General features: G+C 64.3%; 25 protein-coding genes. 10 read left to right on the top strand and 15 right to left on the bottom strand.

Annotation, left to right across the window (positions count from 1 at the left end; all coding sequences use genetic code 11):
• Positions 1-74: 74 nt before the first annotated feature.
• The 3 genes from Q0030_RS13500 to Q0030_RS13490 form a co-directional block, all read right to left on the bottom strand.
• On the bottom strand, positions 75-272 hold the full coding sequence (locus Q0030_RS13500; RefSeq protein WP_298367486.1) for a hypothetical protein: 198 nt from the start codon (positions 270-272) through the stop codon (positions 75-77).
• Positions 273-435: 163 nt separating this feature from the next.
• Positions 436-594, bottom strand: a complete 159-nt coding sequence (locus tag Q0030_RS13495) for a hypothetical protein (RefSeq protein WP_171948113.1) — start codon at positions 592-594, stop codon at positions 436-438.
• Between the two features lie 449 nt (positions 595-1,043).
• Entirely contained in the window at positions 1,044-1,196 is a 153-nt protein-coding gene (locus Q0030_RS13490; RefSeq protein ID WP_298367485.1) for a hypothetical protein, read from the bottom strand.
• A 253-nt stretch (positions 1,197-1,449) separates the two neighbouring features.
• Between Q0030_RS13490 and Q0030_RS13485 the strand changes: the two genes are divergently transcribed.
• Entirely contained in the window at positions 1,450-2,427 is a 978-nt protein-coding gene (locus Q0030_RS13485) for a Ku protein (protein ID WP_298367483.1), read from the top strand.
• A gap of 87 nt (positions 2,428-2,514) precedes the next feature.
• On the opposite strand, the gene Q0030_RS13480 is transcribed toward Q0030_RS13485, so the two are convergent.
• The gene (locus Q0030_RS13480; protein WP_092127042.1) at positions 2,515-2,679 is read right to left on the bottom strand and encodes a Flp family type IVb pilin; all 165 of its coding nucleotides are present in this window, start codon (positions 2,677-2,679) and stop codon (positions 2,515-2,517) included.
• Positions 2,680-3,002: 323 nt separating this feature from the next.
• On the opposite strand from Q0030_RS13480, the gene Q0030_RS13475 reads away from it, so the two are divergent.
• The 3 genes from Q0030_RS13475 to Q0030_RS13465 are packed head-to-tail and all read left to right on the top strand — an operon-like array spanning position 3,003 to position 5,500.
• The gene (locus tag Q0030_RS13475; protein ID WP_298367481.1) at positions 3,003-4,637 is read left to right on the top strand and encodes a thiamine pyrophosphate-requiring protein; all 1,635 of its coding nucleotides are present in this window, start codon (positions 3,003-3,005) and stop codon (positions 4,635-4,637) included.
• A gap of 20 nt (positions 4,638-4,657) precedes the next feature.
• Positions 4,658-4,783 (top strand): hypothetical protein, encoded by a 126-nt coding sequence (locus Q0030_RS13470; RefSeq protein ID WP_298368060.1) that lies wholly within the window; start codon positions 4,658-4,660, stop codon positions 4,781-4,783.
• Positions 4,784-4,828: 45 nt separating this feature from the next.
• On the top strand, positions 4,829-5,500 hold the full coding sequence (locus tag Q0030_RS13465; RefSeq protein WP_298367479.1) for a hypothetical protein: 672 nt from the start codon (positions 4,829-4,831) through the stop codon (positions 5,498-5,500).
• Positions 5,501-5,551: 51 nt separating this feature from the next.
• On the opposite strand, the gene Q0030_RS13460 is transcribed toward Q0030_RS13465, so the two are convergent.
• The 7 genes from Q0030_RS13460 to Q0030_RS13430 all read right to left on the bottom strand — a co-directional run bounded on the left by Q0030_RS13460 (position 5,552) and on the right by Q0030_RS13430 (position 14,227).
• A complete protein-coding gene (locus Q0030_RS13460; protein WP_298367476.1) occupies positions 5,552-6,796 on the bottom strand; it encodes an ABC transporter substrate-binding protein in 1,245 nt (414 codons plus the stop codon).
• Positions 6,797-6,838: 42 nt separating this feature from the next.
• Complete coding sequence (locus tag Q0030_RS13455; RefSeq protein WP_298367473.1) at positions 6,839-8,320, bottom strand: ATP-binding cassette domain-containing protein; 1,482 nt, start codon at positions 8,318-8,320, stop codon at positions 6,839-6,841.
• Entirely contained in the window at positions 8,321-9,247 is a 927-nt protein-coding gene (locus Q0030_RS13450; protein WP_298367471.1) for a branched-chain amino acid ABC transporter permease, read from the bottom strand.
• A gap of 1 nt (position 9,248) precedes the next feature.
• A complete protein-coding gene (locus tag Q0030_RS13445; RefSeq protein WP_092125194.1) occupies positions 9,249-10,124 on the bottom strand; it encodes a branched-chain amino acid ABC transporter permease in 876 nt (291 codons plus the stop codon).
• A 94-nt stretch (positions 10,125-10,218) separates the two neighbouring features.
• Positions 10,219-11,442: an ABC transporter substrate-binding protein gene (locus tag Q0030_RS13440; RefSeq protein WP_298368025.1), complete on the bottom strand. Its 1,224-nt coding sequence runs from the start codon at positions 11,440-11,442 to the stop codon at positions 10,219-10,221.
• Between the two features lie 478 nt (positions 11,443-11,920).
• Positions 11,921-13,513, bottom strand: a complete 1,593-nt coding sequence (locus Q0030_RS13435; RefSeq protein ID WP_298367466.1) for an MDR family MFS transporter — start codon at positions 13,511-13,513, stop codon at positions 11,921-11,923.
• 192 nt (positions 13,514-13,705) lie between these two features.
• Complete coding sequence (locus Q0030_RS13430) at positions 13,706-14,227, bottom strand: YcgN family cysteine cluster protein (RefSeq protein WP_092125191.1); 522 nt, start codon at positions 14,225-14,227, stop codon at positions 13,706-13,708.
• A gap of 287 nt (positions 14,228-14,514) precedes the next feature.
• Here Q0030_RS13430 and Q0030_RS13425 point away from each other — a divergent pair, with 287 nt between their 5' ends.
• From Q0030_RS13425 to Q0030_RS13415, 3 genes are read left to right on the top strand one after another with little or no spacing between them, the layout of a single operon-like run.
• Positions 14,515-16,791 (top strand): PBP1A family penicillin-binding protein, encoded by a 2,277-nt coding sequence (locus Q0030_RS13425; protein ID WP_298368023.1) that lies wholly within the window; start codon positions 14,515-14,517, stop codon positions 16,789-16,791.
• Between the two features lies 1 nt (position 16,792).
• Positions 16,793-17,371, top strand: coding sequence for a DUF1214 domain-containing protein (locus tag Q0030_RS13420; protein ID WP_050424324.1), 579 nt, complete (start codon positions 16,793-16,795; stop codon positions 17,369-17,371).
• Complete coding sequence (locus tag Q0030_RS13415; RefSeq protein ID WP_298367458.1) at positions 17,368-17,991, top strand: DUF1254 domain-containing protein; 624 nt, start codon at positions 17,368-17,370, stop codon at positions 17,989-17,991. Before Q0030_RS13420 ends, Q0030_RS13415 begins: the two co-directional genes overlap by 4 nt.
• Here the strand turns inward: Q0030_RS13415 and Q0030_RS13410 are convergent.
• Complete coding sequence (locus Q0030_RS13410) at positions 17,988-18,830, bottom strand: MBL fold metallo-hydrolase (protein WP_298367455.1); 843 nt, start codon at positions 18,828-18,830, stop codon at positions 17,988-17,990. The two genes, Q0030_RS13415 and Q0030_RS13410, sit on opposite strands and share 4 nt — an antisense overlap.
• A gap of 91 nt (positions 18,831-18,921) precedes the next feature.
• On the opposite strand from Q0030_RS13410, the gene Q0030_RS13405 reads away from it, so the two are divergent.
• Positions 18,922-19,779 (top strand): LysR family transcriptional regulator, encoded by an 858-nt coding sequence (locus tag Q0030_RS13405; RefSeq protein ID WP_298367452.1) that lies wholly within the window; start codon positions 18,922-18,924, stop codon positions 19,777-19,779.
• Here the strand turns inward: Q0030_RS13405 and Q0030_RS13400 are convergent.
• Positions 19,776-20,543, bottom strand: coding sequence for a hypothetical protein (locus Q0030_RS13400; protein ID WP_298367450.1), 768 nt, complete (start codon positions 20,541-20,543; stop codon positions 19,776-19,778). The genes Q0030_RS13405 and Q0030_RS13400 overlap by 4 nt on opposite strands.
• Positions 20,544-20,559: 16 nt before the next feature.
• Positions 20,560-20,754 (bottom strand): hypothetical protein, encoded by a 195-nt coding sequence (locus Q0030_RS13395; RefSeq protein ID WP_298367447.1) that lies wholly within the window; start codon positions 20,752-20,754, stop codon positions 20,560-20,562.
• A gap of 295 nt (positions 20,755-21,049) precedes the next feature.
• Here Q0030_RS13395 and Q0030_RS13390 point away from each other — a divergent pair, with 295 nt between their 5' ends.
• Positions 21,050-21,982 carry a DUF2336 domain-containing protein gene (locus tag Q0030_RS13390; protein ID WP_298367445.1) on the top strand — a complete coding sequence of 311 codons (933 nt, stop codon included), beginning with the start codon at positions 21,050-21,052 and terminating at the stop codon, positions 21,980-21,982.
• On the opposite strand, the gene Q0030_RS13385 is transcribed toward Q0030_RS13390, so the two are convergent.
• On the bottom strand, positions 21,979-22,323 hold the full coding sequence (locus Q0030_RS13385; protein WP_298367442.1) for a DUF1491 family protein: 345 nt from the start codon (positions 22,321-22,323) through the stop codon (positions 21,979-21,981). The genes Q0030_RS13390 and Q0030_RS13385 overlap by 4 nt on opposite strands.
• 226 nt (positions 22,324-22,549) lie before the next feature.
• Between Q0030_RS13385 and Q0030_RS13380 the strand changes: the two genes are divergently transcribed.
• Entirely contained in the window at positions 22,550-24,193 is a 1,644-nt protein-coding gene (locus Q0030_RS13380) for an ankyrin repeat domain-containing protein (RefSeq protein WP_298367440.1), read from the top strand.
• Positions 24,194-24,196 lie beyond the last annotated feature (3 nt).

Below are 24,196 nucleotides of genomic sequence, written 5' to 3'. Positions count from 1 at the left end.
AAGATGACCGATCGCATGCCGCCCGCCAACCCCAACTCACGACACTGTCGCGCTACCTCTGTCGAGTTAGCCCGCTAGAACGCGCGGCGCATGTGGCCGAATGCGGTAACCGGCTGTTCCCGCCTCGACGATTTGGCGGCTGACGGCGCCACATACGGCGCATAGATCCGATATTGCGCGCGGCGCTTGCGCGAGCGCCACGCGCGCGCGGCGAAACCGGAGAAGAAGCCGGCGATGAACGCCGCGGCAAGGATGAGAACAGGAGGAAGCATCACATTCATCCACGTTAGATTTTATGTTATTAACATTCGGAGTTGTGACGACATCATGATTGCGCGCGCCGAAAGAATGTTCAGCCGCTGGAATTTTTTGTGCAATCAAACGGCGCAACAATAACCAGGCGCCCACATCGGTTGTTCTCGAGAGCGAGGGGCCTCAGGAGAACCACCACAGCATGAATTTCAGGAACATCGAGCTGAGAAGATAGATCCACCCCGCCATCGCCAGCAGCGTCAGTCCGACGAACGCACCTGAAACGCTTTTCTCCTTGAGGCGCGCCAACAGCGAGTTTTTTTCTTCTTGCGGATAGAACATCTCAAGCTCAAGACGCATCTGATTCAAATCAGCTAGCAGCCAATTTCGATGATCTCATGACGTGTCGCGGCAGCAATTCGCTTCGCACGTCACAGATCTCCTCTCCGCTGCAAAATCTCGTGAAGGCGCGGGCCGTCGAAGACGATTCCTGGCTCACGTCCCGGCTGACAAAGTCTTGGCTCAAGAAAATTCTGCTCGACAGCGTCAGCGACCGCAGCAGTCCGCGCGCCGGAATCTTCAGTTGCGTGATATTGCGATCTGCACAGCAGACGCTCATCGCGCGTCGAACCAACCGTCGAGCCAGAGGATGCCATGCGAACGCATGCGCGACGGCCGTGGCGAGATGCAGGCGTGATCGACCGCACACCCCACGAGCGCATGGTGGCGGCTCTGCTTGCATCTCGGTTTAACAATCAAGACCCCGCCTGCGGGAGACCGCGGTCGGAGCGTCACACCCGGAAAAGGGCGAACCAGACAATTCCGAGGATCAAGACTGCGAGCCCGATCGAGGCCGTGAGCAGCGCGAGAACCGAAGGTCCGGGCTCGGCCTGGCGCGCCTCGGTCGGGGTTTCGATGATCTGACCGTATCGTTCCGTTGCCATGGCGACCTGTTTGCTTAAGTGCCTGAAATTCCGGCGGTTGCCGCCCCCCTGCGGAGGGCCAACGGGTGATCCGAAGTGATGTTCCGCCGTTTGACGGCTGTCCAACGGCCATCGCCGCCGCGTCAAACGAAGGGCGCAGGCCTGAGGCCACGGTTAACGCCGTTGCCAGATTCACCGGGCCGCGTTGTTTCAAACCGGGGATCCCGGTGTTATCCTTGACCGTTCCGTCGGTTGCGTAATCGGAGTTTTGCCCATGGCCCCCCGCGCCAACTGGAAGGGCTTTTTGCGCCTTTCGCTCGTGACTTGCCCGGTTGCCCTGTACCCGGCGACGTCGGATACCGAGAAGGTCTCCTTCAACCAGATCAACCGCAAGACCGGCCACCGGATCAAATACGCCAAGGTCGACGCGGAGACCGGCGAGGAAGTCTCCACCGACGACATCATGAAAGGCTACAAGGTCGACACCGACACCTATATCGAGGTCACCAAGGAAGAGCTCGACGACATCGCGCTGGATTCGACCCGCACCATCGAGATCGACGAATTCGTGCCGCGCAGCGAGATCGACAGCCGCTATCTGATCCGCCCCTATTATCTCGTTCCCGACGGCAAGGTCGGCCACGACGCCTTCGCGGTTATCCGCGAGACCATCCGCAGTATGGACAAGGTCGCGATCGGTCGCGTCGTGCTGACCAACCGCGAGCACATCATCGCGCTCGAGCCGCTCGACAACGGGCTGATGGGCACGCTGTTGCGCTACCCGTATGAAGTGCGCAGCGAGAAGGAATATTTCGACGACATCCAGGATGTGAAGATCACCAAGGATATGCTCGATCTCGCCAAGCACATCGTCGAGCAGAAGTCCGCCGAGTTCGATCCGGAGGAGTTCGAGGATCGCTACGAGCAGGCGCTGATCGACCTGATCAACCAGAAGCGCAACGGCATCAAGATCGCCAAGCCCGCGGCGAAGACCGGCGGCAATGTCATCAACCTAATGGACGCGCTGAAGAAGAGCCTCGCCAACGAGAAGCAGGCCGCTCCCGCCAAGGCTGAAGCAAAGGCGGCGAAGGGCAAGAAGCCGAAGAAGCGCATCGAGGGCCAGCGCGAGATGCTGCTGCCGATCTCGGGCAGCGGCAAGCGCGAGCCCAAGGAGGCCGTCAAGCCGGAGCCGAAGAAGGCCGAGAAGGCCGCGCGTGCGCAAGGCACCGCGGCGAGGAAGAAGGCGGGTTGAGGTCGTCACGCATCGCGATGCTTCGCGCGCTGAATGGGGACGGCGGAGGCGACTGAATCAGAAAGTGTGAAGCGTGTCCGGTGGCGCTTACTTGAATGCCGAACTGACGGCGGTGAACTGGCCGCTCACAGTGGTGCCGATGCCTCTGACGCCGGCGACGATCACGATGCTGATGCCGCCGGCAATGATGGCGTATTCAATCGCCGTAGCGCCGACGTCATCACGCAGAAATCTTGCAAGCAACGCGCGCATGAAAAGCTCCTGTCCGACGCCCGCGGCTTTTTCTCCCGCGCCGTAGCAATATTCCAGCAAAACTAGGCCACATTGGTTGACGGCCCATTGATGGACACGATGAACGATCGCTTAAAGGTTGCAGAGAAACTCGCTGCTAGTTCTGCCTGCATCCTGACCTCGCCCCACGAGGCGGCAAGCCGCGATTGGGCGTAAACGCATATCAGGACTACCTGATCCGGCCCCGGCGGCGCTTTACCCTCGCGGCGGAATCCTGTTCCTTTATCGGACAGGACGACAACGAGGCCGGAACGAACCGGCCGCATCCAAAGGGAGTGACCGTCATGAAGCTCGGCACCGCGATCGCGGAAATCATGAAGCGCGAGGGGATCGAGATCCTCACGGGCTACCCGGTCAACCATTTGATCGAATACGCCGCCAGTGCCGATATCCGCCCCGTGATGGTGCGTCAGGAGCGCATCGGCGTGCACATGGCGGACGCGATCTCCCGCGTCACCTCGGGCGAAAAGATCGGCGCGTTCTGCATGCAGCACGGACCGGGCGCCGAGAACGCGATGGGCGGCGTCGCGCAATGCTACGGCGAATCCGTGCCCGTCCTGGTGCTGCCGATGGGCTATGCCCGCCGGCTTGCCAACATCGATCCGAACTTCAATTCCAGCCAGGCGATGAAGGCGTTCTCGAAATCCTCGGAGCCGATCAACATCGCCGCGGAAGTCTGCAATATTTTCCGCCGCGCCTTCACCAAGCTGAAGAACGGCCGCGGCGGGCCTGTGATCGTCGAGATTCCCGCCGACATGTGGAACGAGGAGGTGCCGGAGCCGCTGAACTACACGCCGGTGCTGCGCACCCGCTACGGCGCCGATCCCATTCATGTGAAGGAAGCCGCCGCCCTCCTCGTTGGCGCCAAGCGCCCGGTGATCTATGCCGGCCAGGGCGTGCATTACGCCAAAGCCTGGCCGCAGCTGAAGCGCCTCGCCGAGCGGCTCGCGATCCCCGTCACCACGAGCCTCGGCGGCAAGTCGTCGTTCCCAGAGACGCACCCGCTGTCGCTCGGCTCCGGCGGCCTTGCCGTGCCGCGCGCGGTGCCGAAATTCCTCGGCGAAGCCGATGTGATCTTCGGCATCGGCTGCTCCTTCACCGAAACGTCGTTCGGCATCGCGATGCCGAAGGGCAAGACCATCATCCATTCGACGCTCGATCCGAACCACGTCAACAAGGATGTCGAGGCCAGGATCGGGCTCGTCGGCGATGCCGGCCTCGTGCTCGACGCGCTGCTGGAGGAGATCGGCAAGACCGTGACCGCGGATCGTAGCGCGAGCGCGGTCGCGGAGGAGATCGCCGCCTCCCACAAGGAATGGCTCGCCAAGTGGATGCCGAAGCTGACGCATAACGATGCGCCGCTCAATCCCTACCGCGTGTTGTGGGATCTGCAGCACACCGTCGACATCCACAACACCATCATCACCCACGACGCCGGCAGCCCGCGCGACCAGCTGTCGCCGTTCTGGAAGTCGATCGAGCCGCTGTCCTATATCGGCTGGGGCAAGACCACGCAGCTCGGCTACGGCCTGGGTCTTGCGATGGGCGCCAAACTGGCAAAGCCGGACAAGCTCTGCATCAATGTGTGGGGCGACGCCGCGATCGGCTTCACGGGCATGGATTTCGAGACCGCGGTGCGCGAGCGGATTCCGATCATGTCGATCCTGCTCAACAATTTCTCGATGGCGATCGAACTGAAGGTGATGCCGATCTCGACCGAGAAATACCGCTCGACCGACATCTCCGGCGACTACGCCGCGATGGCGCGGGCCTTCGGCGGCTATGGCGAGCGGGTGACCAGGCCCGAAGACATCATCCCCGCGATCAAGCGCGGCATCCAGAAGACCAGGGAAGGCGTGCCGGTGCTGCTGGAATTCATCACCAGCAAGGAGACCGAGGTGTCGCGGCCGGGGACGTAAGGCCGTCGCAAGGAGGCGAGATGGCGCGCATCCTGGTGCTCGGTGCCGCCTTCGCCGGGCTGTGGGCCGCGCTCGGCGCCGCGCGCACGCGCGACGAGATCGGCGCGCGGGTGCCGGATACCGAGATCTTGCTTATTGGCACTTAGATGCTACCCTCGGTTTTATTCTATTTGAGCACCATCGGACAGGTAATGAACGACTCGATCGACGAAGTGCGCTCTCGCACCAGCACCTTGGAACAGCGGACAACAGCTCTCGAACAACGCGTCTCCGGTTTCGAATACTCCAAAGCCGATAAGCAGGACGTCGACGGCAAAGCCGACGACCAGCAGTTCGAAAAGCTAAAAGATCGAACCACTTCGCTCGAGACGAAGTTTGGAATAGCAGTAGCTATCGCGATCGTTCTCGGTCTCGGCGGTGCTGGTATTGGCGGCCTTCTTGTGAGTGCGCAGAACAAAATTCAGGAATTGGGCTCCTCGACAACCACCATTCGGAAGGATCTTGACGGCATCGAACCAAAGATTGCTACCGCCGAACAAGCCGCTATCTCGAAAGTCAGTGAAGCCGGTGTCAGCGCCGCCGATCGAATCAAGGAAAATGCCAATTCGATCGAAAGCCGCGTGACGCAAGATCTGATGTCTCGCCTAAGGGTCGTCACTCATCAGATCTGCACCGGCGAATACGATGGACCGTGCCCTCCGTTTCCCCGTTACGACCCTCGCGGGCTGGACTTGAATGCGGTCGCACAGAAGCTTTGTGGCGACAAGGTACGGTTTTCCATCGCGAAGTTTCGACATGCAGAGGGTAACTGTTGCGGATATGATTGGTACAACGTGACCTGCACATCGTTTGCGGAGAAATGAGATCGTCCGCCAGGGGCGGACGATCCCGATTTGCCTGCGGCTTATCAACGCTTACTGCGACAGCTTCACGAAATCCGGAAACTTCAGCTTCCCTTCCGCGATCGCCTTCGGCCAGACCGTGATCTGCTTGCCGCCCTGCCACTGGAACACGAGGCCGGTGACGGCGCCCGGGCCGGACTTGATGCCGTGGGTGAACTCGTCGTTCTTGCCGTAGAACTGGATCTTGCCGATCGTGCCGTCGAAATCGGTCTTCTCGAGCTCGGTGACCATCTTGTCCGGATCGGTCGAGCCGGCCCGCTGGATCGCCTCCGCGATGATGTAGACCTCGTCATAGGCAGTGTAGCCGGTATAGGCCGGCGGGGTGCCGAACTTGGCCTTGAAGGCCGCGGCGAACGGCTTGGTCTTTGGGGTGACGGCGACGTCGGGCGTCGCCACCGCGAGCGAGGGCACGCCTTCGGCGGCGCCGTTGGTGTCGCCCCAGAAGGTCGGGCTCAGCGCCTGCGCGCTGATGCCGAACATCGGGATCGGCACCTGCTGGTTCTTCCACTGCACCGTCGGCTGCACGCCGACATGGGAGATGCCGGTGACGATCACGTCGGGCTTGGCGGCTTCCATCTTGTTGAAGATCGGCGTGAAGTCCGTGGTGTCGGGCGAGAAGCGGATGTGCTCGACGACTTTCAGGCCGGCTTTCGGCAGGCAGGCCTCGTAGCCGACGTCGAGCGGCTTGGTCCATGCCGCATCCTCGCTCATGATCGCCACCGACTTGAACTTGAGCTGGTCGACCAGGAGCTCCTTGGCCGCGTCGCAGACGAGCTGCGCCTGCGCAGCCGAGGTCAGGTAGCCGTGGAAGGTGTACTTGTTCTTCTCGTAGTCGTTGTGGATTGCCTTGGTGATCTCGTTCGAGGCGGCGCCGGGCGTGATCAACGGCATCTTCAGCCGCGAGGCCCACGGCTCGAGCGCCAGCACCACCTCGCTGATGTAGCTCGCGATCACGGCCGAAACCTTGTCCTCGCTCACCGCGCGCTGGAACGCGCGCACGGAATCCGCCGACGAACTCTTGTTGTCGTAGGTGACGATCTCGATCTTGCGGCCCATCACGCCGCCCTTGGCATTGATCTCGTCGGCCGCGATCTGCGCGCCACCCGGGGTTGCCGCACCCGCGATCGACTGCACCTCGGCGATGATTCCGATCTTGATCGGATCCTTGGACTGCGCATAGGCCGGCGCCGCGAGGCACAGCGCCAGCGCCGGGGCCAACAGGCTCACGCGGGTGGCGGTTGAATATGCTGGCATCATGATCTCCCTTGCTTTGTTTTGTTATTCTTCAAACTTCGAACGTCAGAGGAAGTCCTTGCCCGCCTCCGCGGCGAACCGGCCCGGGTCGCCCTCCCAGACGATCCGCGCGTGCTCGAGCACATAGACGCGGTCGGCATGCGGAAGCGCGAAGGTCACGTTCTGCTCGCCGAGCAGCACCGTGATCTTGGTGGTCTGGCGCAGCTTCTCCAGCGCCTTCGACAACAGTTCGAGGATGACGGGCGCGAGGCCCAGCGTCGGCTCGTCCAGGATCAGAATCTGCGGCTGCATCATCAGCGCGCGGCCGATCGCCAGCATCTGCTGCTCGCCGCCGGACAGCGTCTGCGCCATCTGGCCCTGGCGTTCCTTCAGGATCGGGAACAGCTCGAACAGCCAGGCGAGCTGCTTCGCCCGCGCCGCGTCGTCGAGATGCTGGCCACCGAGGTCGAGGTTTTCCCGCACCGTCATCTCGCCGAACAATTCGCGCGATTCCGGGCATTGCACCAATCCGGAGCGGGCGATCTTGGCAGGTCCCGTTCCGCGCAACTTCTGGCCGCCGCGCAGGATCTCGCCGGTATAGGGCAGGAAGCCCGAGATGGTGTTGAACAGCGTGGTCTTGCCGGCGCCGTTCAAGCCAACAACGGAGACGAACTCGCCCTCATGAACGTGGATCGAGACGTTCTCCAGCGCCTGTGCCTTGCCGTAATGCACACTGACATTCTCGACCTGCAGCAGCGGCACCTTGTCCTTGAACGAGGTCTCGGGCCGCGCATGGGTCTCGATCGCGCCGCCGAGATAGACCCGCCGTACGGTCTCGTTCTTCATCACGTCCTCGGCGCGGCCGGTCATGATCTCCTCGCCGAGATACATCGCGAGCACACGGTCCACCAGCGCCGCGACGCTCTTGACGTTGTGGTCGACCAGCATCACCGCGCGTCCCTCGTCGCGGAAGCTGCGGATCAATGCGGAGAACGTGCCAACCTCGGCGCTGGTGAGGCCGGCAAAGGGCTCATCGACCAGCACCACCTTCGGATCGCGCGCGATCGCCTTCGCCAGCTCAAGCCGACGCAGATCGGCGAACGGCAAGGTCGGCGGGCGGCGGTTCATCACCGCCCCCAGGCCGACGCGTTCGGCGATCCACTTGGCGCGCTCGGTCAGCGCCTTGTCGGGAAACAGCATGAACAGGCTGTCGGGCAACAGCGCGACCATGATGTTCTCGAGCACGGTCTGCCGGTTCAGCGGCCGCGAGTGCTGGAACACCATGCCAAAGCCCTTGCGCGCGATCTTGTGCGCAGGCAGCCCGGCCACGTTCTCGCCGTCGAACAGCACCTCACCCGCAGTCGGGCGCTCGATGCCCATCACGCTCTTCATCGCGGTCGACTTGCCCGAGCCGTTCGGCCCAATCAGGCCGAGGATCTCGCCGGGCCGCAGCTCGAAGCTCAGATTCTTCACCGCGGTCAGGCCGCCGAACCGCTTGGTCAGGCCGCGAACTGCAAGTGTCGGAGTAGTGGTCACAGTCTGATCCATTTAGGAGCGCGCCTCGCGTGACAGGGCCGCTCCGAGGAAACCGCCGGGGAAGAACAGGACGACGAGCAGCGCCACCGCCGAGACGATGAAGGTTGCAAGCTCGCCGGTCGGACGCAGGAATTCGCCGGCCACGATCAGGAAGATCGCACCTAACGCCGCGCCGAGCACCGTACGCCGGCCGCCGAGCACGGCGGACACGATGACGTTCACGCCGACCGCGACGTCGACCACGGTGCCGACCGAGGCGGTGCCGAAGTAGAACACCAAGAGCGCCCCCGACAGCCCCGAGAAGAAGGCGCTGACGATGAAGGCCGCGAGCTTGTGCTTGACGATGTTGAAGCCGAGCGCGCCGGCCTGCACCGGGTCCTGCCCGCTCGCCTGCAATACGAGTCCAACCGGCGATTGCGACAGCCCGTACAAGATCGCGGCGCTCACGGTCATGAAGCCGAGCGCGATCCAGTAATTGGCGCCGGCATTGATGGTGATGACGTCGGGAATGGTGAGCCCGATCTCGCCGCCGGTCAGGTCGGCGAACACCACGACGAAGTTCTGCAGCATCAAGACCGCGACCAGCGTGGTCAGGCCGAAATACGGTCCCCTCACCCGCAGCGCCGGCAGCGCCAGCACGAAGCCCGCGACCACCGACGCCAGCGCGCCGAGCAGGATGCAGACATAGACCGACCAGCCGAACTGGTTGTTGAGGATGCCGGCCGTGTAGGCGCCGGTGCCGATCAGGAAGGTCGGCCCGAAATTGACCTCACCGGCGAAGCCGAACAAGAGGTCCCAGGCCATCGCGAACACGCCGAAATAGAACGCGACGGTCAGCAGCCCGAGGATGTAGCCCGAGACATAGAGCGGCAGCGTCGCGGCAACCACCACGCAGACCAGCGAAATGAAGAACAGGCGCGAGGTAAAGAAGTTGGCCATCTCAGCGCCTCCCCAAGAGGCCCTGGGGCCGGATATACATCACGAACACCAGAAGCAGCAGCGCCGGAATGGTGCGGTAGGCCGGCGAGATCATGTAGGCCGTGATGGTCTCGAGATAGCCGACGACGAAGGCCGCGATCAGCGAGCCCGAGACGCTGCCGAGGCCGCCGAGCACCACGATCGAGAACGCGCTCGCGGTCAACGGCCCGACGCTGTAGGAGCTGACGCCGAGGAACATGCCGAGCAGCACGCCGGCGATACCGGCGAGGATGCCGTAGATGCCCCACACCACGATGTAGATCTGGGTGAGCTCGAGCCCGAGCAAGGTGACGCCGCGCGGGTTCATCGAGGCCGCCAGCACCGCCTTGCCGGTGCGGGTACGGTTCACCAAGAGCCACAGCAGACCGATCACGAGGCAGCAAACCAGCGCGGTGAAGATATTGTTGCGCGGCGTGCGGTTGCCGAAGATATCGACGACGCCCTCAACGATCGGCAGCACCGTCTTGGCGTTGTTGGTGAAGAAATAGGCGATCAGCTCCTGAATCATGATGCCCCACAGCAGCGTGCCGGTGAGGACGAAGATTTCCTTCTCCTCGTTGGGGATCCGCCTGGAATTCTGGATCGGCTTCACGACCGCGAAGTAGGTCGCGAACGCCATGATCAGCGCCACACCGACACCGAACAGCGCGCCGGAGTAGATGTCGAGGTGCAGCACGCTCGCCGCAGCCCAGGCCGCGACCGCTGCGGCCACCATGATGGCGCCGTGGGAGAGGTTGAGAACGCCGGAGACGCCGAAGATCAGGGTGAAGCCGGTCGCGCCGAGCGCATAGAGCGCACTGATGGCAAAGCCATCGATCAGGATTTGTAAGGCAAGCATCTCAAATCGGCCGCGGCAGCAAGGCTGCCTGTTGTGGAGGATGCGGAACTGAATACGGATGCTCCCGGGACCGGCCCGGGAGCATGATCATCAGTCAGTTGGTGGTGAGCTTGATGAAGCTCGGGAACTTGAGATCGCTCTTGGCGACCTCCTTCGGCCAGACCGCGACCTGCTTGCCGCCCTGCCACTGCAGCATCAGTCCGGTGATCAGGCCCTTGCCGTACTTGATCGAATGGGTGAACGGATCGTCCTTGCCGTAGAACTGGACGCGCCCGATGGTGCCTTCCCAATCGGTCTTCTCCAGCGCATCGACCATCTTGTCGGCCTCGACCGAGCCGGCGCGCTTCACCGCATCCGCGATGTAGTAGACCTCGTCATAGGCGGTGTAGCCCGCATAGGACGGATAGTTGCCGTAACGCTTCTTGAAGCCTTCCGCGAACGGCACCGACTTCGGGGTCACCGCGACGTTCGGGCCCGACACGCCCTGATACAGCACGCCTTCCGCCGCATCGTTGGTGTCCTTGCCGAAGGTCTCGTTGGTCGCCTGCGAGGAAATGCCGAACATCGGGATCGGCACCTGCTGGTTCTTCCACTGCACGGTCGGCTGCACGCCGACATGCGAGATGCCCGTGATGATCACGTCGGGCTTGGCGGCTTCGACTTTGTTGAAGATCGGCGTGAAGTCAGTGGTGTCGGGCGAGAAACGGATATGGTCGACGACCTTGAGCCCGATCTTCGGCAGGCACTCCTCGTAGCCGACGTCGAGCGGCTTGGTCCAGGCCGCGTCCTCGCTCATGATGACCGCGGTCTTCATGTGCTTCTGATCGACCAGGAGCTCCTTGGCGGCATCGCACACCGACAGCGCCAGCGCCGCCGAGGTCAGATAGCCGTGGAAGGTGTACTTGTTCTTCTCGTAGTCGGCGTGGACGCTCTTGCTGATCTCGTTGGAGGCCGCGCCGGGCGTGACGAACGGCGTCTTCAGGCGCGACGCCCAGGGCTCGAGCGCCAGCACCACTTCGCTGATATAGCTCGAGATGACGACGTTGACCTTGTCTTCGTTGACCGCGCGCTGGAATGCCCGCACCGAGTCCGCCGAGGACGAGTGATTGTCGTAGGAGACGATTTCGATCTTGCGGCCGTCGATGCCGCCCTTGGCGTTGATCTCGTCGGCGGCGAGTTGCGCCGCCTGCGGGATCGACGCCCCGGCAATCGCCTGCGCTTCGGCGATCACGCCGATCTTGAGGGTGTCAGCCGCCAGCGCGCCGCTGGGGCTGGCTGCCAAAAGGCCCAACACGGCCACTCCGGCAAGTTGCTGCATCGCATGAACAGGCAGTCGCGATGTTCTTTTCACCCTGTTTCTCTCCTCTTTTTGTTCGGCTGCTTCGAGCTCTTGGGGCCGGACTATAGCTGCGACAAAACGCGCAGCAAGTGAAACTGCGCGCAGATCGCCATGCGCGGACGACAACTAAAGTATTGGGTCGCCACTCGCCGGCTGAATAAATTTGAGGCAGCGCGGGAATAAAAGCGCGGTCCCGCGCCCCTTCCAAGTGGGAGGGCGGAACGAGATGCAAGACTCGGACAAATCATGTCGCGAGAACGCCGAAGTATGAATCACAAATGGTCCAACACATTCGGTGTCGTCCTGGCCTAGTGCGCAATTGCGCACGGGGAGCCAGGGCCTATTACCCCAAATGAGAATTGTTGCGCGATGCTGGGGCCGCGATCCCATCCATCATCAAATGCGGTGGTTATGGGTCCTGGCTTTCGCCAGGACGACGTCAGGGGTGAATCCGCCCCTACTCCGCCATCTCCACCGGCTGCGCGGCGGGACCGGCGAGCGGGCGCTCTTCCATCGTGATCATGCAGATCGACGCGGTGGTCAGCAACACGGCGGCGGCGCCGAACACGTAGCGGAACGCGGTGATCATGTCGGCCATCGGGATCGCGCCGACGGTGCTGGCCGAAGCGGCATGGTGCTCGCCGGCGAGCGAGATGTCGGTCCCGAGCGTCATCAGCAGGATGGTGGTGAAGGCGGCGACCGTGAAGGAGGCCATCATGGCACGGAAGAAGTTCATCGCGCCGGTCACGGTGCCGACCTGCGGACGCGCCACCGCGTTCTGCAGCGAAACCACGCTGATCGGGAATGTGGTGCCGAGCCCGAGCGCGAACACGCTCATCAACAGCAGCAATCCCCACAACGGCAGCGTCGTCACGGCCATGCCGACGGCGCAGATCGCAGCCACCGAGGTGCCGACGATTGCGACACGCTTGTAGTGCTTGGCCTTCGCCATGGTCCGGCCGGCGATCGCCGCGCCGAAGGTCGAGATCGCCGCGAGCGGGATCAGCGCAAGGCCGGCCTCGCTGGCGGTGAGGTGATAGACCACCTCGTAATAGAGCGGCAGGTGCACGGTGAGCCCGACCATGGCGCCGAGCGCGCAGCCGCCGGCGCCCATTGCGAACGGCACCACCGAACCGCCGAGCAGCGACAGCGGCAGGAACGGCTCGTCGGCGCGGCGGGCGTGCCAGACGAAGGCGCCGGCGAGCGCGATCGAGGCGCCGACCATCGCGGTAATGGTCGGCGACAGCCAGGAGAGACGCGTGCCGCCCCAGGTCAGCACCAGCATCAGCACGACGGCCGAGGCCATCAGCAGCACGCCGCCGTGCCAGTCGACCTTGCGCTTGCGGTGGAACACCGGGATCTTGCTCATCTTCGGCAGCAGCAGCGCCAGCGCCGCCGCGGCGAGCGGCAGGTTGATCCAGAAGATCATCGACCAGTGCAGATGCTCGGCGAACACGCCGCCGACCACCGGGCCGAGAATGCCGCCGGCCATCCAGACGCTGGAGAAATAAGCCTGGTAGCGGCCACGCTCGCGCGGGGTGACCACGTCGGAGATCACGGTCTGCACCACGGGCATGATGCCGCCGCCGCCGAGTCCCTGCAGGCCGCGGGCAATGATCAGCATGGTCATGCTGGGCGCGATCGCGCACAGCACCGAGCCGACCACGAACAGGCTGAGCGAGGTGATGATCATGACGCGGCGGCCATAGATGTCGCTCAGCGTGCCGAACACCGGCGCCACCGCGGTGGAGGCGAGCAGATAGGCCGTGATCACCCAGGACAGGTTGGTAACGTCGTGAAACTGGCGCCCGATCGTCGGCAGCGCGGTCGCGACGATGGTCTGGTCAAGCGCGGCCAGGAACATCGTCAGCATCAGGCTGATCACGATGGTGCGGACTTCGTCGGGATTGAGCGGGGCCGGCGGCGCCAGCGGCGGCGCGTCGCTGAGTTCGATCACCTCGCTCGGGAGGTGAGACAGCTCTGCGGCAATGTCGTCAGGCAATGTCTCTTGCTCGGCAGGAAAACGGCTCTGCCGTTCATACTTGTTCATTTGGGGCGTAATGCTGCTGCGCGGGCGCGGGCCGCGATGGAATCATTCTCTGATCCGCAATTTATGCAGCAATTCGCTGCTGAGGCAGGCACCTCAGCGCATGGGTGCATCCCACCGCACTGTTCTCGCGGTGACGTGATCGCGGCAGCACCGGCGCCAGCTCTCGCGCCGTCAGCGTCACGTCTTGGAAATCTACTTGGAGACCTTCGGCCGCTTCTTCAATTGTGCCCGTTTCGGCAGCAAGGCCGGCCAGCGCACGATGTGATCCTCGAGATCGGCGTCGTTGACGTCGAGTTCGGTGCCCTCCACCCGCCCGCGCACCGAGACCCCGGCTTCATGCACGGTGTTGGGATCGCCGGAGATCAGGGGATGCCACCAGTAAAGGTCCCGCCCCTCGGCCACGAGCCGGTAGCCGCAGCTCGGCGGCAGCCAGTTCAGCGTCCTGACGTTTTCCGGCGTCAGGCGGACGCAATCCGGAACCTGGTCGGAGCGGTTCGGATAGTCCTTGCAGGTGCACAGGCCGGAATCGAGCAGCTTGCAGGAGATATGGGTGAAGTAGATTTTTCCGGTGTCCTCGTCCTCGAGCTTCTCCAGGCAGCAACGTGCGCAGCCGTCACACAGGCTTTCCCATTCGGCGTTGGACATCTCTTCCAACGTCTTGGTTTTCCAGAAGAATCCCTCCTGGCCCGACGGGCGCTTGGGCGGTGCGGTCATGATATCCCTGACATGGTGGTAAGGCTCTTCTTGGGACGCCGGCGCCGGCTTCGCAAGGGGGTGATATTGCGGGGTCGAAAAAGCCGGTGGGCAGCGTTAGGGCTTTCATTAAATTCACCAGCCGCGCCATTGGTTTATGGCTGGCGCTCGGATAGAACAACGAACGAGTCCCCAACGACGCAAAAGCGCCTTGGGATTGCCGCAACATCGAAGCAAGACGCTGGCCTGTGCCCATTTCGGGCGCCCGCAGCGCTGTCGAACTGATCAAGGGTCCGGTCCTTCAGATCATGCCGTCGCATTGGAAACAGAAGGTCCGGAATTTCTTCCTGGACCTCGATGCGCGTATCGACTCGACGCTGTTCTCGTCGGGCAAGGGCCTGCGCGAACTCTACGAGCGCTATTCCACCTTCATGGACCGCTTCTATGTCGGCCGCTGGAAGCGCTGGGTGTTCATCGAGCCGCTGTCGGAGGCCGCAACCATCGGGCTCGGCGGCATGATCCTGATGCTGACGCTCGCGATCCCCGCCTTCCGCGAGACCGCCGACGAAGACTGGTTGAAGAAGTCCGACCTCGCGGTGACCTTCCTCGACCGTTACGGCAACCCGATCGGCAGCCGCGGCATCAAGCATAATGACTCGATCCCGCTGGAAGACTTTCCGGACAACCTGATCAAGGCGACGCTCGCGACCGAAGACCGCCGCTTCTACGACCATTTCGGCATCGACGTTCCGGGCCTCGCCCGCGCGCTCGTCACCAACGCGCAGGCCGGCGGCGTCCGCCAGGGCGGTTCGTCGATCACCCAGCAGCTCGCCAAGAACCTGTTCCTGAACAATGAGCGCACCATCGAGCGCAAGGTGAAGGAAGCCTTCCTTGCGATCTGGCTGGAGACGCGGCTCACCAAGAACGAGATCCTGAAGCTCTATCTCGACCGCGCCTATATGGGCGGCGGCACTTTCGGCGTCGACGGCGCGGCGCACTTCTATTTCAACAAGTCGGTGCGCGACGTGAACCTCGCGGAAGCCGCGATGCTCGCCGGCCTGTTCAAGGCGCCGACCAAATACGCCCCGCACATCAACCTGCCCGCAGCGCGCGCCCGCGCCAACGTCGTGCTCGACAACCTGGTCGATGCCGGCTTCATGACCGAGGGCCAGGTATTCGGCGCCCGCCGCAATCCGGCGGTCGCGGTCGACCGGCGCGACGAGAACTCGCCGAATTATTATCTCGACTACGCCTTCGACGAGATGCGCAAGCTGGTCGACACCTTCCCGAAATCCTACACCGAGCGCGTCTTCGTGGTCCGCACCGCGATCGACATGAACGTGCAGAAGGCGGCCGAGGAAGCGATCGAGAACCAGCTCCGCCAGTTCGGGCGCGATTATCACGCGACGCAGGCCGCGACCGTGGTGTCCGATCTCGACGGCGGCATCCGCGCCATGGTCGGCGGCCGCGACTACGGCGCCAGCCAGTTCAACCGCGCCACCGACGCCTACCGGCAGCCCGGCTCGTCGTTCAAGCCCTACGTCTATACGACGGCGCTGCTGAACGGCTTCACGCCGAACTCGAAGGTGGTCGACGGCCCGGTCTGCATCGGCAATTGGTGCCCGCAGAACTATGGCCATTCCTATTCGGGTCAGGTGACGCTGACCCAGGCGATCACCCGTTCGATCAACGTGGTGCCGGTCAAGCTTTCGATCGAGCTCGGCAAGAACATTGGCGGCCCGAAGGCCGGCCGCGCCAAGATCATCGAGGTCGCACGCCGCTTTGGTATCAAGGCGCCGCTGCCCGATACGCCGTCGCTGCCGATCGGCTCCGACGAAGTCACGGTGATCGAGCATGCGGTGGCCTATGCGACCTTCCCGAACCGCGGCAAGGCGGTGACGCCGCATTCGGTGCTCGAAGTGCGCACCGGCGCCGGCGACCTGGTGTGGCGGTGGGACCGCGACGGCCCGAAGCCGCGGCAAGCCATTCCGCCGAACATCGCCGCGGACATGGCCGGCATGATGAGCCACGTGGTCAGCGAAGGCACCGCGCGCCGCGCCGCGCTCGACGGTATTCCGACCGCGGGCAAGACCGGCACCACAAACGCCTATCGCGACGCCTGGTTCGTTGGCTACACCGGCAACTTCACCTGCGCGGTCTGGTACGGCAATGACGACTATTCGCCGACCAACCGCATGACCGGCGGCTCGCTGCCGGCGCAGACCTGGCACGACATCATGGTCGCAGCGCATCAGGGTGTTGAGGTGAAAGAACTCAACGGCGTCGGCATGGGCCAGAAGCTGCCGCCGCAGCCGGCGCAGGCCAATGCCCAGGCCAACGCAGCGCCGCGTATCCTGGAGACCAAGCCGGGTCCGCCGCCGGTTTTGACCAAGCGCGGCGCCGATATCCTGGTGCGGGTCGAGAAGCTGCTCGACGACGCCGCCAAGACCGCCAACAAGACCACGCTGAACGAGCCCTCGAAGGCCGGCAAGCCGGAATCCTCGAGCGCGCTGGCGTTCCCCGAAAACTACGTTGCCGCGGCCGGGCCGGACGGCACGACAGCCCCTGCGCCACGCAAGAACTGACGTGCGGCTCCTCCTCACCACCTTGCTGGCACTCGTCATCGCCACGGCCGTTGGCCTCGGCCTGACCTACGCGACGGCGACGCGCGGCACCGATCTCGGCACGCTGAAGATCGGCGCCTGGACCGCGCGGCCGAAGAACGGCACCTCCGACGTCGACCCCTATTCGCGCGCCACCATCGCGCGCAGCGGCGAGCTGCCGATCGGCACCGGCGACGGCATCGCGTTCTCGGCAACTACCGACGACAAGAACAAGCCGCTCGACGGCCGCTGCGATATCGTGGTCAGCGGCGTGACGCCGGCGGCGCGGTTCTGGACGCTGACGCTGTTCGACCGCAAGGGCCACCTCGTCGCGAATTCGCTGCAGCGCTACGGCTTCACCAGCCAGGAGATCATGCGCGCCTCCGACGGCACGTTCGAGATCCACATCGCCTCGCGCTCGCGCGCCGGCAACTGGCTGCCGACCGGCGGCATCGAGCGCTACGCGCTGATGCTGCGCCTCTACGACACGCCGGTCGGGGTCGCGACCCGCACCCAGCGCGACGCGCCGATGCCCTCGATCGCAACGACGGGCTGCCCATGATCCGCGTGCTGTTCACAATCCTCGCAGGCGTGCTGCTCGGCGGCGTGGTGCATCTCGTCAGCGTGCTGGCGCTGCCGCGCATCGCCTCGCAGGACGCCTATTCGCGGCTGACGCCGATGACCAAGCTCAACGAGGTGACGCAGCTGCCGCTGGCCGACCCGAGCAACTCGCCGATGCCGCTGATGGATCCGGCCTTCGCGGTGGCGATCTGCCGCTACGATCTCTCCTCCGGGCCACTCAAGCTCACCGTGCCGGTCAGCCAGGCCTACACGTCGGTGTCGTTCTACACCCGCAACGAGGTCGCCTATTACGCGATCAACGACCGCTCCGCCGGCAAGAAGGTGATCGAGCTCGATCTGATGACGGAAGCGCAGCACAACGAGCTGCCCGAGGACGAGGAAGTCACCGCCGCCGACCGGCTGATCATCGACTCGCCGACCTCGACCGGCCTGATCCTGCTGAAGGCGCTGGCGCCGGAGCCCGGCCTGATGCCGCAGGCACAGGCCTCGCTCGCGGCCTCGTCCTGCAAGCTGCAGGCCGAGCCGGTCGCAGCCAAGCAGGAAGCGCCGCCACCGCTCCCCGCTCCCGCCCCGCCGCCCGCGGCGCGCAACAAGCGCTAGCTCGCAGCCAGCGCGTGGCGGCCGCAACGGCAAGTCTCGTAATCGACGGGATCGTGGCTGTTGACGATCGTGACGCTGTCGCTATGCGCCGCCTTCAACTGGCGCAGCCGCTCCTGGTTCTGGATGCGCGTCGCGCGATCCATGTCGGCGCGGCGCTGGAACATGCCGAGCACCAGCGGGATCCGCGGCCGGGCATCGAGCTGCGCGTGGTGAAAATAGGCATCGCCGGCGTGCAGCAGCCATCTGTCCTTGTCGCGCACCGCGATCCCGCAATGGCCGAGCGTGTGGCCCGGCAGCGGGATCATCAGAATGTCCGGCTCGCGGTCGCCGAGCGCGCGCACGCCCTTGAAGCCGAACCAGTCCTCGCCGCCGGCGCCGTAGAACGCCCAATCCGGCCCGTGCTTCCACTGCGCCGTGATGTAGCGTCCTTCCGGCGGCACGACCTGATGCGTCACCGCCATGTCGAATTCCTTGCGATGGACATGTACCTTGGCCTTTGGAAAGTCCGGCACGCCGCCCGCATGGTCGCGATCGAGATGCGTCAGCAGCAGATGCCGTACGTCATCGGGCGAGAAGCCGAGCGCCTTCACCTGGCGGACGGCCGTCTCGGCCGGATCAAGCCGCGGCGTGGTCTGCCGGACCCATTTGCGCCCGAGCCGCGGCGGGTCGCCGATGTCGTCGAGCCCGATGCCGGTGTCGACCAGCACGAGGCCGTCATTGCTCTCGACCAGCAGGCAGTGACAGACCATCCGCGCCCGCTGGAAGATGCTGCCGCTGCCGTTCACGAGCCGCTTGCCGATCGGGCACATGGTGCCGGTGTTGAGATGGTGGATGCGCATGACCAGTCCTCCGCTGAATTCAGCGCAGACTTGCCACCCGCCTTTCCATAGGTAAAATATTGTCTTTCTATCTATACGATAGGACAGACCTATGGATATCCGCGAACTCCGCTATTTCGCCGCGGTCTACCGCGAGCGCAACCTGACCGCTGCGGCGAAGCGCTGTTTCATCTCGCAGCCGTCGATCTCGGCGGCGATCACCAATCTCGAGGCCGAGCTCGGCACCACGCTGTTCATCCGGCACAAGAAGGGTATGGCGCCGACGGAATCCGCCGCGCAGTTTCACGGCATCGCCCGCAGGATCATCGACGAGGCGGACGCGGCGCGAAACCTGTTTCGCAAACCGGCGACAAGGCAGGCGCTGACGCTTGGCCTGTTGCGCACGCTCGATCAGGCCCGGACGATCGCGCTGCTGAAGCCGCTGACGGCCAACGCCGATCTCGCGCTTCGGCTGGTCGGCGCCAATGAGAAGGCCGACGCGCGGATCGTCGCAAAGACCATGATCAACGCCGGCGAACACTTCATCCCGCTCTGGAGCGAGCGCTACGTCGCGGCATTGCCGCCGTCGCATCCCCTCACCCTGAAGGAGACGCTCCGGACCACCGACTTCGCTGGCGTTCCGATGATCGATCGCTGTCATTGCGAGCAGCAGGAATTCTTCAAACGCACCGCGCCGCCGCGCAAGCCGGTGGCGATCGCGGAATCGGAGGAATGGGCGATGGCGCTGGTCGCGGCCGGGGTCGGCGTTGCGATCGTTCCCGAAGGCGTGGCGCGCGGCAATCCGGATGTGGCGGTGCGTGCGATCGAGATCGACGTGACGCGCCAGGTCGGCCTCGCCTACCCCTCGGCTCACCCGCCCTCCGACGCGCTGAAGGAGTTCATTGCGAGCCTGCCGCGGCAAGCGAGCAGCCGCGGGGTCAAACCAGCGCGGAAAGCGAAGCGGGCCTAGCCCTTCGTCACGACGGCATGGCCCGTGGCCGGTCCTGAGACCAGCGGTGCATTGGCGGTGAGCCGGGCAAGTTCGTTGATCTGGCGTTCGGCGTCAGCCGCCATGCCGTCAGGTGCCTGGATCACCAGCCGCTCCAGCGCCCAGCGATAGGACGAGATCCGCCGCTCCAGGCTCTGCTGGACCCATTGCACGATCAGCGTGTTCTCTTCCATCCGCGCCACCGCGTCGGCCCGCTCGCGCGGCGACACGTCGGCGATCATGTTGAGGCTGGCATTGCGCTTGCGGTCGAGTTCGATCACCTGGATCGCGGTGGCGAAGAACGGCTCGAAGCGCGTGATGTCGTCGCGGACCTGGTCGATCAGCAGCGAATAGCGCGAGGCGAACGAGCGATGTGGCTCGTCGATCAAATTGCGACCATACGCCGTGCGATCGAACACGACCTTCTGCCGCCACGGCGAAGGCAGCGGCTGATAGTCGCCATACACGCTCTTCCAGGCCGGCCGCGACAGCGGCGGCTCGATGAACTGATAAGCGAGATCGCGCAGCTGACGTTCGTGTTCGGTGAGCTGGAATTGCGAGGCGTTCTTGCCGACGCTGCCGGTCGCTTCGGCACCCATCCAGCGATGCATGTCGTCGTTGCGGAAGTCGGCGCGGGTGCGCCCGAAATCGCCGCCGCTGCAGCCCGCGAGCGCTGCGCCCGCCAACAGCAGGATCAGCGCCGGGAGTGACCGCCGAGCGGCGGTCCGCTGCGCAAGCTGCGACATTGCACGATGTCCGCGATCAGGAGCGGCGTCGGCGTCGGCGGCCCTGCGCAGTGCCCTGCTCCGGTCCGCGCCCACCGCCGGTCTCCTCCGTCGTTCGCTCGATCCGCACGACGGGAAGGATCAGTACGGTCCCCATGCCTTCGCCGGCAGCACCGACCATGCTCGGCCGCCGTGCAGCCGCATCCGCCGGAAACTCAACGATGGTGCCCATGTTCCGTTCTCTCTGGCCCCGCACGGACATGATTTGCCCCGCGCACGCCGAGTTAAGAACGCGTATGGTTAACGACATCTTAAACTGCCGATACGGACGGTTACGGATGTGTCGCTGTGCCTTAATGGACACGCGCAAATTCGAACGTTCGCCTTCACGGCTTGTTTTCCTTAACTGCGTCTTAAAACAGCCTGCGTAGGCTCGCTCTCGGAAGGTTTTCAAACCGAGTCTGATTGGCTAGTCGCGTACGCCCGAGATGAGCGCAGTTCCGCTATTTCCTGGTTTCGATGGGCTGATGACGCTCTCCCGCCGCGAGGGCGTCGACATCCGCCCCACTTTGCTGCGCGTCTTGACCGACCTGTATGTGCAGGCGAGCGCACACTCCGCCGATGAAGAACGCCAGTTCGTCGAGCTGACGTCGCGCCTGATCGACGAGGTCGACGATGCGACCCGCGCCGCCGTCCGCGCGCGGCTCGCGATCTATCCGGCGACGCCGGCCCGGATCATCGACAAGCTCGGGCTGCGCCGCGCCGGACCGGAGCAGCCGACGGCGGCTGCCGCGCCAGTTCCTGCGTCCGCACCGTCGATGCTGCCCGCCAGGATTCCGACCGAGGCAGAGCTGCGGATGGCCGCGAGCCTTGCGATGCGGCCAAACGATGCCGCCGAAATCTCCGACATGTTCTTTGCCGCCAGCGCCAAGGAACGCGCACAGATCCTGCACAATCTGCAGGAGTCGCCGCTGAAGGCCGCGGCACGGATCCCGGCCGCGCGCGCCGCGCGCGCGATCCATATCCTGGAGATGGCGGCGTTTGCCGAGGACCTCGATAACTTCGCGCTCGAACTTGGCGAAGCACTGATCCTGCCGTCGCGGATCTCGGCGGAGGTCGCCAACGATCCCGGCGGCGAGCCGCTCGCCTGCGCGATGCGGGCGCTTGACGTCTCGAGCGCCGCGTTCCAGCGGATCCTGATGTTCCTCAATCCGGAAGCCGGCTCGTCGGTCAACTATGTTTATCGGCTGTCGCGGCTCTACGATCGCCTCAGCGAGCGCTCCGCGCTGGTGATGCTGGCGGCGTGGCGCGGCTCGACCATGGCGGTGGCCCGTGCCAAGTACCGCTCGTCCCTTTATGACGACGAGCGCCATCGCGTGCGCGCGACGCCGTCACAGACACGACCCGTCGTGCAGCCCGGCAGCGCGCCCGGCATTCGCAACCAGAAGTCTGGTAATTAGCTTTTCGCCAGATCGAGAAAGTGCCGTCCGGCGCGATCTTCGGTCTCGACGATCCAGGCATCGGGATCGAAGCGGAGCTCCTTGGTCAATCGCTCCTCGATTGACGGCTCGGACACCGGTTGTTGCGCCATCGGCACGAACAGCCGCTCTGCCGGACGGCTGTCGTCATAGACCGTCTGCGGTGCGGGCGCATACAGCATCGCGTTGCCGTCCATCAGCGCCACCTTGACGAACACGGCGCCGGCTTCCTCCGCGCCCTTCTTGCGGATCGCGCCGAACACGCCTTCGGTCTGGCAACGGCGCAGATACGCCGCGACCCATATGCTGGTTTTCAATCGCATGCGCCGACCTATAAGCTAGCGGCGCAGCCACGTCCAATTGTCACAGATGACATCACGTACCGGCGGGTTGACCGAACCAAACGTCACTCATATCCTTGCATCTGCGGTGCAAGCCGCGCCCGGGTCCACGGGAAGGGTTGAACCCACTTGCATCTGATATGCGGCGAACCAAGCCTTTGTGCAGCCGGTTTTGTGGACCATCGGCGATTGATGCACGGAGGTTTCCATGAACCGATCGCCCGCGCGATTGAATCTCGAACATCTGAAGAAGCAGGCCAAGGAGCTCATTCGCCTTTACCGGCGGCAGGCCCCCGAGGCTTACGCACGCTTCCGACAGGCACTGCCGACTGCGGCCGGACGCAGCGACGCGCAAATCGCAGCGCTTGATCTGCGGCTCCACGATGCGCAGTCCTGCGTGGCGCGCGATCTCGGCTTCGCCTCATGGCCGGACCTGCGGCGCTATGTCGAAGCCCAATTGCCGCCAGGCAAGAGCCGGGACGATCGCGTGCGGCGATGGCTGCAACTGGTCTATGCCGCAGACGTCGACGGCACCACCGATCGCGCCCATCCGCGCGTCGCGGTGCGGATGCTCACCGAGGATCCCGATCTTGTGGCCGACGATCCCTATCTCGCTTGCACCATTGGCGACGAGGAGACGGTAAAACGCGCCGCAGCCGATGATCCCGCATGGGTCAACCGTCCCGGCGGTCCGTTGAAACTGCCGCCGCTGGTCGCGGTGACGCATTCGAGCCTGCTTCAGATTCCGGAATTTCAAGCACGGCTGCATCGCTGCGCGCGCCTGCTACTGCAGGCCGGCGCCGATCCCGATCAGCACATCGGCAGCCGCTGGCCACCCGAATCGCTCGACGCGCCCGATGACAGCAATCCGCTGTCAGCGCTGTATGGCGCCGCCGGATGCAACCACGATCTCGCGCTGACCAGGCTGTTGCTCGAGGCAGGCGCCAATCCGAACGACAATGAATCGCTGTACCACTCGCTCGAAGGCTCGGTGACCACAGGCCTGCTGCTCGAGCACGGCGCGCGGATCACCGGCACCAACGCGATGTACAAGGTGCTCGACGACGAGAACGTGGCGGCGCTCGAATTGCTGCTGCGGCACGGCGGCGATCCGAACGAGCCGGCCCGCAACGCGCCGTTGACGGATTGCGGATCGCCGCTGATGTGGGCGATCCGGCGGCGGCGCTCGCGGACCTGCATCGCGATCTTGCTCGACGCCGGCGCAGACCCGCGCATCACGACACCGAACGGTCTCAGCGCCTACCGCTACGCTTTGCAGTTTGGACTGACCGAGGTCGCCGAGCTGCTGCGGCAGCGTACCGGCGACGAGACGCTTGCCGATGATGAGCGCTTCGTCGCGGCGTGCAGCAGCGGCAACGAGGACGAAGCACGGCAGATCCAGGCCGGCCGTCCCGATCTACCTGGCTCGCTTTCACCGCAGCAGTTGCGACTACTTCCCGAGCTCGCCGCGGCAGGCGGCGACGATGCGGTGCGGCTGATGGTCAAGCTGGGCTGGCCCATCACGGTGCGCGGTGGCGATTGGGATGCGTCGGCTCTCAATCATGCGGTGTTCCGCGGCGATGCCGCGCTGACACGCTTCCTGCTCGAGCACGGTGCTGACTGGACCGAGCAGCACGGCTTCGGCGACAACGTGTCCGGCACCCTGTCGTGGGCGTCCTGCAACGAACCGGTTAGCGGCGGTGATTGGGTGGGCTGCGCGCAGGCCCTGCTCGATCACGGCATGCCGCGCGCCATTCCCGATCGCGACGATCCGGAATGGGTGCTGCTGGCCGGCCGCAGGAAGCTGTTCTCTGACGAGGTCAGGGACGTTCTGCTGGGCGAAGCTGTCTGACGG

The organism is uncultured Bradyrhizobium sp. (genome assembly GCF_947648125.1).
Lineage (GTDB): Bacteria > Pseudomonadota > Alphaproteobacteria > Rhizobiales > Xanthobacteraceae > Bradyrhizobium.
The sequence above is the reverse complement of the archived record's forward strand: the minus strand, read 5'-3'. Positions and strand labels throughout refer to the sequence as shown.

Coding starts and splice junctions, on each gene's coding strand:
- Q0030_RS13485 (WP_298367483.1), top strand. CDS start 1,450: ATGGCCCCCCGCGCCAACTGGAAGGGCTTTTTGCGCCTTTCGCTCGTG.
- Q0030_RS13470 (WP_298368060.1), top strand. CDS start 4,658: ATGGCGCGCATCCTGGTGCTCGGTGCCGCCTTCGCCGGGCTGTGGGCC.
- Q0030_RS13465 (WP_298367479.1), top strand. CDS start 4,829: ATGAACGACTCGATCGACGAAGTGCGCTCTCGCACCAGCACCTTGGAA.
- Q0030_RS13410 (WP_298367455.1), bottom strand. CDS start 18,830: ATGCGCATCCACCATCTCAACACCGGCACCATGTGCCCGATCGGCAAG.
- Q0030_RS13385 (WP_298367442.1), bottom strand. CDS start 22,323: ATGCGATTGAAAACCAGCATATGGGTCGCGGCGTATCTGCGCCGTTGC.
- Q0030_RS13460 (WP_298367476.1), bottom strand. CDS start 6,796: ATGATGCCAGCATATTCAACCGCCACCCGCGTGAGCCTGTTGGCCCCG.
- Q0030_RS13450 (WP_298367471.1), bottom strand. CDS start 9,247: ATGGCCAACTTCTTTACCTCGCGCCTGTTCTTCATTTCGCTGGTCTGC.
- Q0030_RS13475 (WP_298367481.1), top strand. CDS start 3,003: ATGAAGCTCGGCACCGCGATCGCGGAAATCATGAAGCGCGAGGGGATC.
- Q0030_RS13500 (WP_298367486.1), bottom strand. CDS start 272: ATGCTTCCTCCTGTTCTCATCCTTGCCGCGGCGTTCATCGCCGGCTTC.
- Q0030_RS13380 (WP_298367440.1), top strand. CDS start 22,550: ATGAACCGATCGCCCGCGCGATTGAATCTCGAACATCTGAAGAAGCAG.
- Q0030_RS13400 (WP_298367450.1), bottom strand. CDS start 20,543: ATGTCGCAGCTTGCGCAGCGGACCGCCGCTCGGCGGTCACTCCCGGCG.
- Q0030_RS13495 (WP_171948113.1), bottom strand. CDS start 594: ATGTTCTATCCGCAAGAAGAAAAAAACTCGCTGTTGGCGCGCCTCAAG.
- Q0030_RS13395 (WP_298367447.1), bottom strand. CDS start 20,754: ATGGGCACCATCGTTGAGTTTCCGGCGGATGCGGCTGCACGGCGGCCG.
- Q0030_RS13390 (WP_298367445.1), top strand. CDS start 21,050: ATGACGCTCTCCCGCCGCGAGGGCGTCGACATCCGCCCCACTTTGCTG.
- Q0030_RS13455 (WP_298367473.1), bottom strand. CDS start 8,320: ATGGATCAGACTGTGACCACTACTCCGACACTTGCAGTTCGCGGCCTG.
- Q0030_RS13490 (WP_298367485.1), bottom strand. CDS start 1,196: ATGGCAACGGAACGATACGGTCAGATCATCGAAACCCCGACCGAGGCG.
- Q0030_RS13445 (WP_092125194.1), bottom strand. CDS start 10,124: ATGCTTGCCTTACAAATCCTGATCGATGGCTTTGCCATCAGTGCGCTC.
- Q0030_RS13425 (WP_298368023.1), top strand. CDS start 14,515: ATGCCGTCGCATTGGAAACAGAAGGTCCGGAATTTCTTCCTGGACCTC.
- Q0030_RS13480 (WP_092127042.1), bottom strand. CDS start 2,679: ATGCGCGCGTTGCTTGCAAGATTTCTGCGTGATGACGTCGGCGCTACG.
- Q0030_RS13430 (WP_092125191.1), bottom strand. CDS start 14,227: ATGACCGCACCGCCCAAGCGCCCGTCGGGCCAGGAGGGATTCTTCTGG.
- Q0030_RS13435 (WP_298367466.1), bottom strand. CDS start 13,513: ATGAACAAGTATGAACGGCAGAGCCGTTTTCCTGCCGAGCAAGAGACA.
- Q0030_RS13405 (WP_298367452.1), top strand. CDS start 18,922: ATGGATATCCGCGAACTCCGCTATTTCGCCGCGGTCTACCGCGAGCGC.
- Q0030_RS13440 (WP_298368025.1), bottom strand. CDS start 11,442: ATGCAGCAACTTGCCGGAGTGGCCGTGTTGGGCCTTTTGGCAGCCAGC.
- Q0030_RS13415 (WP_298367458.1), top strand. CDS start 17,368: ATGATCCGCGTGCTGTTCACAATCCTCGCAGGCGTGCTGCTCGGCGGC.